The 10,661-nt window shown below is 73.7% G+C and carries 8 protein-coding genes; 4 read left to right on the top strand and 4 right to left on the bottom strand.

Annotation, left to right across the window (positions count from 1 at the left end; translation table 11 throughout):
- Positions 1-3: 3 nt before the first annotated feature.
- Positions 4-243 carry a DUF397 domain-containing protein gene (locus T328_RS17870; RefSeq protein WP_496497059.1) on the bottom strand — a complete coding sequence of 80 codons (240 nt, stop codon included), beginning with the start codon at positions 241-243 and terminating at the stop codon, positions 4-6.
- Positions 240-1,070, bottom strand: a complete 831-nt coding sequence (locus T328_RS17875; protein ID WP_496497060.1) for a helix-turn-helix domain-containing protein — start codon at positions 1,068-1,070, stop codon at positions 240-242. Before T328_RS17875 ends, T328_RS17870 begins: the two co-directional genes overlap by 4 nt.
- 164 nt (positions 1,071-1,234) lie before the next feature.
- Here T328_RS17875 and dusB point away from each other — a divergent pair, with 164 nt between their 5' ends.
- Together dusB and T328_RS17885 are read left to right on the top strand one after the other, a co-directional pair.
- The gene (dusB, locus tag T328_RS17880; protein WP_496497061.1) at positions 1,235-2,371 is read left to right on the top strand and encodes a tRNA dihydrouridine synthase DusB; all 1,137 of its coding nucleotides are present in this window, start codon (positions 1,235-1,237) and stop codon (positions 2,369-2,371) included.
- Positions 2,372-2,494: 123 nt separating this feature from the next.
- Positions 2,495-2,971: an NUDIX hydrolase gene (locus tag T328_RS17885; protein ID WP_496497062.1), complete on the top strand. Its 477-nt coding sequence runs from the start codon at positions 2,495-2,497 to the stop codon at positions 2,969-2,971.
- Positions 2,972-3,007: 36 nt separating this feature from the next.
- On the opposite strand, the gene T328_RS17890 is transcribed toward T328_RS17885, so the two are convergent.
- The gene (locus tag T328_RS17890) at positions 3,008-3,571 is read right to left on the bottom strand and encodes a dihydrofolate reductase family protein (RefSeq protein ID WP_496497063.1); all 564 of its coding nucleotides are present in this window, start codon (positions 3,569-3,571) and stop codon (positions 3,008-3,010) included.
- A gap of 79 nt (positions 3,572-3,650) precedes the next feature.
- Positions 3,651-5,738, bottom strand: coding sequence for an amylo-alpha-1,6-glucosidase (locus tag T328_RS17895; protein WP_496497064.1), 2,088 nt, complete (start codon positions 5,736-5,738; stop codon positions 3,651-3,653).
- A 573-nt stretch (positions 5,739-6,311) separates the two neighbouring features.
- On the opposite strand from T328_RS17895, the gene ppdK reads away from it, so the two are divergent.
- Positions 6,312-9,158, top strand: a complete 2,847-nt coding sequence (gene ppdK / locus T328_RS17900; RefSeq protein WP_496497065.1) for a pyruvate, phosphate dikinase — start codon at positions 6,312-6,314, stop codon at positions 9,156-9,158.
- Positions 9,159-9,572: 414 nt separating this feature from the next.
- Positions 9,573-10,661, top strand: a 1,089-nt coding sequence (locus T328_RS17905; RefSeq protein WP_496497066.1) for a serine/threonine-protein kinase, incomplete at its 3' end; no start/stop codon positions are given.

Consider the following 10,661-nt stretch of genomic DNA (forward strand, 5'->3'; position numbering starts at 1 on the left):
GCGTCAGAACTCGTCGTTCTTCACGGCGGTGAGGAATGCGGTCCAACCAGCCGTGCTGAACAGGAGTTTGGGACCGTCGGGGTCCTTGCTGTCGCGGACGGGGACGGCGTCGAAGACGCCTTCCCCGACCTCGATGCAGTCCCCGCCCTCGCCGTTGCTGTGCGAAGACTTGCGCCAGGTGCCGACCTCGACGCAGTTTCCGCCTTCGCCGTTGCTGTAGGACGACTTGTGCCAGGTGATCATCGTCTCCCGTAGTCCTCCGCCACCGAAGCCAGCATCTCCAGGGACGCCGTCGGTGACAGAGCAGCGGCCCTGACGAGATCGTAGGACGCCTGGTACCTGCGGACCAGGGCCGGGTCATCGAGCAGGTACCCGCTGTGAGCGCCTTCCAGGTACACCACGGGTGGTCCCTCGGCGAACGTCATGATCTTTGCTTCACCGTCGAAGAAGCCGTCAGCCGCCCCGGCGAACGGCAGCACCTGCACGAGGAGGCGGTCACCCCGGGCGAGGTCCGCGATGTGGCGGAGTTGTGCGGCCATGACCGCGGGTCCGCCCATCGGCACGCGGAGCGCCGCTTCGTGGACGATCGCCCAGAGTTCGGGGCCCTCCGGGGCTCGTAGTAACCGCTGGCGCTCCAGCCGAGCCTGGACGTGGCCCTCGACCACTTCCTCGGCCGTGAACGGCGCGCTGGCCCGGCTGACCGCACGTGCGTAGTTCGCCGTCTGCAGCAGGCCGGGGATGAGCATCGGCGCGTGCTCGTATAGCCTCAACGCCCCCTTCTCCAGCTCTGCCGCATCCGCGAAGTAGTCCGGATGCTTCGATCGTCGCGCCAACCGGCAGAGCCGTTGCAGGTGTTCCCCCGTCCCGAAGATGCCGTCCAGCAGCTTCGAGATGTCGTCCTGCGGCAGTCGCACACAGCTCTCGAAGTGCGCGATGTACGCCGGCGAGCAGAACACCCGCTCGCTGAGCCGTTCCTGTGAGAGCCCCGCCTCCTCGCGCAATCGCCGCAACTCCGCTCCGTAGAACGCGCGTGGTGAGTCATACGGGTCCAGGCGTCGTGTCTGAGTCATGTGACCGAAGGTAGTGGAACATGTGCTGTACGGAGTCACTACAGGCCCATCTGTATTGCCCCCGGCCCGGTCGGCCCCCGTACCACCCACCGCACCCGACGGGGTGGGGGACAATAGAGGATCGGTCCCCGTCCGTCCCCGTACGCATCGAGGTAGTCCGCCGCATGTCCGACCTGCAGATCGGCCCGCACACCGTCTCCCCGCCCGTGGTGCTCGCGCCCATGGCGGGGATCACGAACGCGCCGTTCCGCACGCTGTGCCGGGAGTTCTCCGGCGGCCGGGGGCTGTTCGTCAGCGAGATGATCACGACGCGGGCGCTGGTCGAGCGGGACGCCAAGACGATGCGCCTCGTCCACTTCGACGGCACCGAGAAGCCGCGGTCCATCCAGTTGTACGGGGTGGACCCGGCGTACACCGGCCGCGCGGCCCGCATGATCGCTGACGAGGACCTCGCCGACCACATCGACCTGAACTTCGGCTGCCCCGTGCCCAAGGTGACCCGCAAGGGCGGCGGCTCGGCGCTCCCGTACAAGCGGAACCTGCTGCGCGCGATCCTCCGCGAGGCCGTCGCGGGCGCGGGGAACCTGCCGGTGACGATGAAGATGCGCAAGGGCATCGACGACGACCACCTCACGTACCTGGACGCCGGCCGCATCGCGGTCGAAGAGGGCGTCACCGCCATAGCTCTGCACGGCCGCACGGCGGCGCAGCACTACGGCGGTACGGCCGACTGGGACGCCGTCGCCCGGCTGAAGGAGCACGTGCCGGAGATCCCGGTGCTGGGCAACGGGGACATCTGGTCGGCGGACGACGCGCTGCGGATGGTGCGCGAGACGGGGTGCGACGGGGTGGTGGTCGGGCGCGGGTGCCTGGGGCGGCCGTGGCTCTTCGGTGACCTGGTGGCGGCCTTCGACGCGGGGGCGGATCCGTCGTCGTACGCGCGGCCGGCGCTGAAGGAGGTCGCGGGGGTGATGCTGCGGCACGCGGAGCTGCTGGGGCGGTGGCTCGGGGACGAGCGGCGCGGCGTGATCGACTTCCGCAAGCACGTGCCGTGGTACACGAAGGGCTTCTCGGTGGGCAAGGAGGTGCGCCACCGGATGGCGATGGCGGGCTCGCTGGCGGAGCTGGACGACCTGCTGGGCACGCTGGACCTGGACCAGCCGTGGCCGGCGGGTGCGGACGGCCCGCGGGGGCGCACGGCGGGGCGGAACAGGGTGGTGCTGCCGGAGGGGTGGCTGGCGGACCCGTACGAGTGCGCGCGGGTGGACGCGGGCGCGGAATTGGACACGTCGGGCGGCTGAGCCGTACGGCGCCCACCGCGAGGCGGGCCCGTCCCGGTCGACCGTGCCTTGCGGCTCCGCTCCCCACCCCGGCGGTCTCGCCCCGTACCCCCGCAGCCCCGCCCCGGGGCTAGCCTCGGGGTGGTGGACACGACGCACCGGCCCGCCGCGCGGGTCATCTGCCTCGACGCCGCCGAACGGCTGCTCCTGCTGCGCTGGCGCGACCCCTTCGACGGCGCCCTGATCTGGGAGCCGCCCGGCGGCGGCATCGAGCCGGACGAGACGCCGCTCGCCGCCGTGCGCCGCGAACTCGTCGAGGAGACCGGCCTCGACCCCGCCGCCGTCCTGGAGCGCGGCGTTATCGTCGACCGCGACTTCCACTGGAAGGGCACGCACTTCGTCGGCGTCGAGCACTTCTTCCTCGCCCGCTACCCCGGTGACCGCCCCCCGCTGCGCCGCGGCGGCCTCCTCCCCGACGAACAGGTCACCCTCGCCGGTCACGCCTGGATCCCCTGGCCCGAGATCCACACCCTGCCCGACCCCCTCGAACCCCCGCACCTGGGGTCGGTCCTCGCCGACCTCGCGCCGGACGGCCCGTGGGGGAACGCCGCGGCCGGCTAGCCCGGTACGCACCAGCCGCCGCCGCGCCGCCGGCGCCTAGCGCTTCACCCGGTGGTGGAGGAAGACCACGCCCGAGTCGAAGGTGCGGGTCTCGACGAGTTCGAGGTGCACCCGGCGCTCGTCGCGGGCGAAGAACGGCGTACCGCCGCCGACCAGCACCGGGCACACCCTGATCAGGTACTCGTCGATCAGCCCCAGCTCCGCCGCCTCGGCCGCGAGCGTCGCGCCGCCGATCGCGATGCTGCCCTCGCCCGGTTCGGCCCGCAGCCGCTCGATCTCCTCGGCCAGGCCGCCGGAGGCCAGACGGGCGTTGCCCTCGACCGCCGTCAGCGTGCGGGAGAACACCACCTTGGGCAGCGGGTTCCACAGCCCGGTCCACTCCTGCTCCGCCTCGCTGAGCGCGGGGTCCTCGGCGGCGGTCTCCCAGTACAGCATCGTCTCGTACAGCCGCCGCCCCATGAGGTGCACGCCGACCCCGCGGATCTCCTCCAGGGAGAGGCGGAAGACGTCGTCGTCGGGCGCCGACCAGTCGATTCCGCCGTCCGGCCCGGTGATGTAACCGTCGAGGGAGACGGACATCGAGTAGGTCACGCTGCGCATGGGAGGTCCTCCTCGGCAAGAGATTCGACAGTAAGACCGCCGACCCCCCGGAACTCATCGCCACGCCCCCTCCGACGGCCTACCCCGCCGCCGCGACCGCCGTCAGCAGCGCCAGCGGCGCCGCCGCCGACCACGACTGCGGTGAGCCGGCGTGCGGGACCGGCACCGGCGTCGGCTGGGCGGTGCGGGGGTAGCCGGCGACGGCTTCGGGGAGGCGGTGTGCGGCGTGGGCCGCCAGGTCCGCGAGGGCCGTGGCCACCGTGCGGGCCTCCTCGTGGAGGCCGTAGCGGGCCAGGCCGAGGGCCAGGATCGCGTTGTCGTGCGGCCAGACGCTGCCGCGGTGGTACGCCATCGGGTGGTACGCCCCCTGGCCCGCGGCCACGGTCCGTACGCCCCAGCCGGAGAAGAAGTCCGGCTCCAGCAGCCGCCGCCCCACCCGCCGCGCGTGCTCCGGGTCCAGCAGCCCGGACCACAGCAGGTGGCCGGCGTCGGAGGCGAGCGCGTCGGCGGGGTCGCCGGCGCCGTCCAGGGCGAGGGCGGGGAAGTCGGGGCCGGACAGCCAGAAGTCGGTGAGGAAGCGGGCGCGCAGGTCGTCGGCCGCGGCGGTGAGGCGGTCGGCGAGCGCGGGGTCGGACCAGGCGGTGGTGGCGAGGCGGGCGGTGTGGGTGAGGGCGGCGCAGGCGTAGCCCTGGGGTGCGGCGGCGGCGACGGCGCCGGTGGCGCGGGAGCCGTCGGCGGCGCAGAGGGCGCCGGGGGAGTCCCGCCAGCTCTGGCCTGTGGCCGGGGCGCCGTCGTCGGTGCGGTGGCGGAGGTAGCCGGTGTCGGTGAGGCCGCCGTCGCGGAACATCCACTCGACGGCGGCGCGGGCCTGCGGCTCCAGGCGGCGGGCGAGCTTGTCGTCGCCGGTGTGCTCGGTGACGGCGCCGAGGAGGACGAGGAAGAGCGGGGTGGTGTCGACGGCGCCGTAGTAGCGCCCGTACGGGACCTGGCCGAAGTGCGCCAGCTCGCCGTGGCGTACCTCGTGCACGATCTTGCCGGGCTCGCCGCCGGCCGCGCCGCGGGACTGGGTGGCGGCGAGCGCGAGGAGCGTGTCGCGGGCGAGGGCGGGGCGGTGGTGGAGGGCGAAGAGGGACGTCACGAGCGCGTGCCGGCCGACGAGCGCCAGGAACCACGGGGCGCCGGCGGCGGGCACCTGCAGCGCCTCGCCGCCGGGGCCGGCGGCGGGGACGAGGAGGCCGTCGAGGTCGGCGAGGCCCTGCTCGGCGGCGCGGGCGAGGTGGGGCCAGGAGGGCGCGGCGTCCGGTGGGGGCGGAGCGGGGTGGGCGGTGGCGGAGGGCGCGGTGGGGGAGGCCGCGGTGGCGGAGGGCGCATGGGGGGAGTGCCCGGCGGGGGAGGACGCCGTGGGCGTACAGACCGGGCCCGCCGCGGCGGCTCCCGGGGCCGTCGTGGCCCCCGTCGTGCCCGAGATCGCCGCGGCACGCAGTGTCACTTCCCTCGTCTCGTGCGGTTCCAGCGCCAGCCGCCACACCAGACGCCGCGCGCCGCTCCCCGTCTCCTCCACCGCGTCCGGCGGCGGCTCCGCCGTGACCGTGGTGCGGCCGCGCCACTCCCCGCGGCGGTAGCGGAACTCCACCCCGTCCGGCAGCACTTCCCGGCCCCGTACCGCGTGCGGCTTGTCGTACACGCGGTGGTCGGCTCGTAATTCAAACTGGTCCGCGAAGTCCGCGTCCACCGTCAGCGCGAGCCACAGCTTCGCCGGCTCCGCGCGGTTGCCGGTGATCCGGAGGACGTCGATGAGGGTGCCGCCCGCGACGCGCTGTTCGCGGAAGACGGTGTGCGGCGGCGGCTCGTCGCGGCCTGTCGGCGGTACGAGCACGGAGCGGGCGGACGCCGTACCGCCGGCGGCCCAGCCGACGGCCCCCGCCCCCGCGACCGTACCGCCCGCCCCCACCCACGCCCCCGGGGCCGCGGCCGGGCCACCCGCCTCCGACACCAGCACCGTCGGCACCGCCCCGTCCACCGTCAGCTGCCAGCGGCTCAGGTGCCGGGTGTCCCCGAGGAAGTAGCCGTCCGGCCGCGTCCCCCGCGCACCCGTGATGTCCCCGGAGGGCGCCACCGCAGCGCACGCCCCGCCGTGGAAAAGAAGCCGGTGTTCCGCGCCGCCCATGCGCGCCCCCCTCAGCGAGGTGTTTCCCTCAAGTTACGCCTAGCAGGCACGCAAAACTAGCGCGCTGCTGTCGCGCCGACAAGCAGAACCGGGGTCGCACGTAAGCACGTTGCGGGAGCACGCCTCCCGGACCTCGGCGCCGCCCGGACTTCACCCGCCCGTCGTCCGCACGTCGACCCGCCGGCATGTCCGCATGTTGAGACGCCGGGTGCCCGATCGCGTGATTCTCGCCACGCTTGATGGAGCTTACGCTCAAACGAGCGCTCAAATGTGGATGTTATCTCTCGTATGCGCGGCACTGAGTGCCATCCGGATCGCTTCACGACTCGAAGGCACGACTGCGTTCCGTAACGCGGATGACCCGTCCCGGCTTGCCGATGCCCGCCCGTCCGGGATCGTCGTTTAGAGAAGTGAAGAAGGGGCGCGGCTCCCGGTCGCCGGCAGGATCCCAGGTGTGAGGGCCGAAATCCCTCGTGATCGTCTACGCCTCATCCCTCCGAGCCTTCGATCTGGGTATGTTCCTCGCCGTCAGGGCAGTTCCCCGCGAGGGGTCCCACACGAGGAGTCGATCCCGTGCCGGAAACGAAGAAGCCAGCGAAGAAGTCCCCGGCGAAGGGGTCGGCGTCCGCGAGGAAGGCGTCCGCGAGGAAGGCGGCGGCGAAGAAGGCGGCGAAGAAGGCGGCGAAGAAGGCGGCGGGGAAAAAGGCGGCGGCGAAGAAGGCGCCCGCGACCAAGTTCGTCTACGACTTCCACGAGGGCAACAAGGACCTCAGGGACCTCCTCGGCGGCAAGGGCGCCAACCTCGCCGAGATGACCAACCTCGGCCTGCCCGTCCCGCCCGGCTTCACCATCACCACCGAGGCGTGCAAGGTCTACCTCGCCAGCGGCGCCGAGCCACCCGCCCTGCGCGACGAGGTCCGCGCCCACCTCGACGCCCTCGAACAGCGCATGGGCAAGAAGCTCGGCCGGCCCGACGACCCGCTGCTGGTGTCCGTACGCTCCGGCGCCAAGTTCTCCATGCCCGGCATGATGGACACCGTCCTCAACATCGGCCTGTCCGACGCCTGTCTGCCCGGCCTCGCCGCCCAGGCCGGCGACGAACGGTTCGCCTGGGACTCGTACCGCCGCCTCATCCAGATGTTCGGCAACACCGTGCAGGGCATCGACGGCGAGCTGTTCGAGAACGCCATCGAGGACGCCCGCCGCGCCAAGGGCGTCGCCACCGACGTCGAGCTGGACGCCGCCGACCTCGAAGCCCTCGTCGGCACGTTCAAGGACATCGTCGCCAAGGAGACCGGCCGCCCCTTCCCGCAGGACCCGCGCGAGCAGCTGGACCTGGCCGTACGGGCCGTCTTCGACAGCTGGAACGGCGAGCGCGCCAAGCTCTACCGCCGCCAGGAGCGCATCGCCGGCGACCTCGGCACCGCCGTCAACATCTGCTCCATGGTCTTCGGCAACCTCGGCCCCGACTCCGGCACCGGCGTCGCCTTCACCCGCGACCCCGCCAGCGGCCAGCAGGGCGTCTACGGCGACTACCTGCAGAACGCGCAGGGCGAGGACGTCGTCGCCGGCATCCGCAACACCGTGCCGCTCGCGAAGCTCCAGGACCTCGACTCCGCGTCGTACGACGAGCTGATGCGGATCATGGAGACGCTGGAGACGCACTACCGCGACCTGTGCGACATCGAGTTCACCATCGAGCGCGGCAAGCTGTGGATGCTGCAGACCCGGGTCGGCAAGCGGACCGCGGCGGCGGCGTTCCGTATCGCCGTGCAGCTCGTCGACCAGGGGCTGATCACCGAGGCCGAGGCGCTGCAGCGGGTCAACGGGGCGCAGCTGGCGCAGCTGATGTTCCCGAGGTTCGCAGGCGGCCACAAGGGCGACCGGCTCGCCCGCGGCATCGCCGCCTCGCCGGGCGCCGCCGTCGGCAAGGCGGTCTTCGACTCGTACACGGCGGTGAAGTGGTCGCGCTCCGGCGAGAAGGTCATCCTCATCCGCCGCGAGACCAACCCCGACGACCTCGACGGCATGATCGCCGCCGAGGGCATCCTCACCTCCCGCGGCGGCAAGACCTCGCACGCCGCCGTCGTCGCCCGCGGCATGGGCAAGACGTGCGTGTGCGGCGCCGAGGAGCTGGAGGTCGACACCAAGCGGCGGCAGCTGACCGCGCCCGGCGGCGAGGTCGTCGACGAGGGCGACGTGGTGTCCATCGACGGCTCCAGCGGCAAGGTCTACCGCGGCCGGGTGCCGGTCGTGCCGTCGCCGGTCGTGGAGTACTTCGAGGGCCGCATGCACGCCGGCGCCGAGGACGCCGACGAACTCGTCGTCGCCGTGCACCGGCTCATGTCGTACGCCGACCGCATCCGCCGGCTGCGGGTCCGGGCCAACGCCGACAACTTCGACGACGCCGCCCGCGCGCGCCGCTTCGGCGCGCAGGGCATCGGGCTGTGCCGCACCGAGCACATGTTCCTCGGCGAGCGGCGCGAGCTGGTCGAGCGGCTCATCCTCGCGGACACCGACGAGGAGCGGGACGCGGCGCTCACGGAGCTGCTGCCGCTGCAGCAGCGGGACTTCGTGCAGCTCTTCGAGGTGATGGACGGGCTGCCGGTGACGGTGCGGCTGCTGGACCCGCCGCTGCACGAGTTCCTCCCGGACATCACGGAGCTGTCGGTACGGGTCGCGCTCGCCGAGTCGCGCCAGGACCACAACGAGAACGACCTGCGGCTGCTCCAGGCCGTCCACCGGCTGCACGAGCAGAACCCGATGCTGGGCCTGCGCGGCGTGCGCCTCGGCCTGGTCATCCCCGGGCTGTTCACGATGCAGGTACGGGCCATCGCGGAGGCGGCGGCGCAGCGGCGCGAGGCGAAGGGCGACCCGCGGGCGGAGATCATGATCCCGCTGGTGGGCACGGTGCAGGAACTGGAGCTGGTACGCGACGAGGCCGAAGCCGTCATCGCCGAGGTCGAGGCGGCGCGGGGCGTCGCGCTGAGGGTGACGCTGGGCACGATGATCGAGCTGCCGCGGGCGGCACTGACGGCTGGTCAGATCGCGGAGTCGGCCGACTTCTTCTCGTTCGGCACCAACGACCTCACCCAGACCGTGTGGGGCTTCTCGCGCGACGACGTGGAGGCGAGCTTCTTCACCGCGTACCTGGAGAAGGGCATCTTCGGCGTCTCCCCGTTCGAGACGATCGACAAGGACGGCGTCGGCGCGCTCGTCCGCGACGCGGTGGCGGCGGGCCGCGCGACCCGGCCGGACCTGAAGCTGGGCGTGTGCGGCGAGCACGGCGGCGACCCGGAGTCGGTCCACTTCTTCCACGACGTCGGCCTCGACTACGTGTCGTGCAGCCCGTTCCGTATCCCGGTGGCCCGCCTGGAGGCGGCGCGGGCGGCGGCGTCCGCGTCGCCACCGGCCGGCTGAGACCCCCGGTCGGCTGAGACCCCCGGCCACCGTCGGCGTGTGCCCTGACCCTCACCCGACGGCAGACCGGATCCCGGAGGGGCGGCGCCCGTGCGGGGGCGCCGCCCCTCACCTTGCGCGCTCCGCGCCGGCGCCGGGGCAGCCGGTCCGCGGCGGCGACGCGGCGGCATGAGCCGGGTGCGTACGGCGTCGGAGTCGGCGTCGCTGTCGGCCTGGCGGCGCAACCGGCGCGGTGCGGTGCACGGTCTCGGTCCGGCACGGTCCCGTGGCCGGGCCGGCGGCTCCGCCCGTCCCGGCGACTGCCGGGCGGCGGCGGGTTCGTTACGCTGTCGCTCGCGCGAACGGGGCCGCGGGGGGCGGACCGGACCGGACCAGGGCGACGTGGTCGGCAGACCACCGGGGGGTGTTGGGGACATGTCCCGACCGGACGACGGCCGGCCTGCGGTGCCGCACGCCCGCGGAGGACAGCCGCCGGGGCCGCCGGCCGGGGCGCCGGGGTGGCCGACGGCCGCGCCGCCGCACCGTCCGCTGGGGGCCGCCGACCCCGCGGGGGCCGGGCCGTACCGGCTGGAGGCGGTGCTCGGCGCGGGCGGGATGGGCCGGGTCTACCTGGCGCGCACACCGGCGGGCAGCGCGGTGGCGGTCAAGGTCGTCCACCGCGAGTACGCGGGCGACCCCGCGTTCCGTACGCGCTTCGCCCAGGAGGTCGCCGCCGCCCGCCGGGTCCAGGGCCTCTACACGGTGCCCGTCGTCGACGCGGACCTCCAGGCCGACGAGCCCTGGCTGGCCACCGCGTACGTGCCCGGGCCCTCCCTGCAGCACGCGGTCGCCGAGAGCGGGCCGCTGCCCGCCGACGCGGCGCTGGCGCTGACCGCCAGGGTGGCCGAGGCGCTGCAGTCCATCCACGCCGCCGACGTGATCCACCGCGACCTCAAGCCCTCCAACATCCTGCTGACCGCCGACGGGCCCAAGGTCATCGACTTCGGCATCGCCCGGGCCGCGGACGTCACGGCGGTGACCGCCACCGGCGTACGCACCGGAACGCCCGCCTACATGGCGCCGGAGTACATCCGGGGCCACAGCGTCACCGAGGCCGGCGACATCTTCGCCCTCGGCGGCGTGGCCCACTTCGCCGCCACCGGACACCACGCCTTCGGCGGCGGCACCGACCACGGCGTGGTCTACCGGATCCTGGAACAGGACCCCGACCTCGACGGCTGCCCCGAGTCCGTACGGGACGTGGCCGCGGCCTGCCTGGTGAAGGACCCGGCGCGGCGGCCGACGCCGGCCGAGGTCATCGAGCGGTGCCGGCGGGCGGCCACTTCGGCGGGCGGGCACCCCGCGACGGTCGTCGCGGCGCCGGGGCCGGTGCCGGGTACGGGTTCCGGGAGCGCGGGTGCCTTCACCACGGAGCCGGCCACCACGGAATCGGCCACCGCGGAGGCCACCGCCCTCGCGGCTCCCGCCGGGCCCGCGGCGTCCGCGGGCCCCGCCGCGCCCCCC

This window comes from Streptomyces sp. CNX435 (genome assembly GCF_059570575.1).

Excerpts from the sequence above, each read along its gene's own strand:
- T328_RS17890 (WP_496497063.1), bottom strand. The coding sequence starts at position 3,571 with ATGCGCAGCGTGACCTACTCGATGTCCGTCTCCCTCGACGGTTACATC.
- T328_RS17870 (WP_496497059.1), bottom strand. The coding sequence starts at position 243 with ATGATCACCTGGCACAAGTCGTCCTACAGCAACGGCGAAGGCGGAAAC.
- dusB (WP_496497061.1), top strand. The coding sequence starts at position 1,235 with ATGTCCGACCTGCAGATCGGCCCGCACACCGTCTCCCCGCCCGTGGTG.
- T328_RS17895 (WP_496497064.1), bottom strand. The coding sequence starts at position 5,738 with ATGGGCGGCGCGGAACACCGGCTTCTTTTCCACGGCGGGGCGTGCGCT.
- T328_RS17875 (WP_496497060.1), bottom strand. The coding sequence starts at position 1,070 with ATGACTCAGACACGACGCCTGGACCCGTATGACTCACCACGCGCGTTC.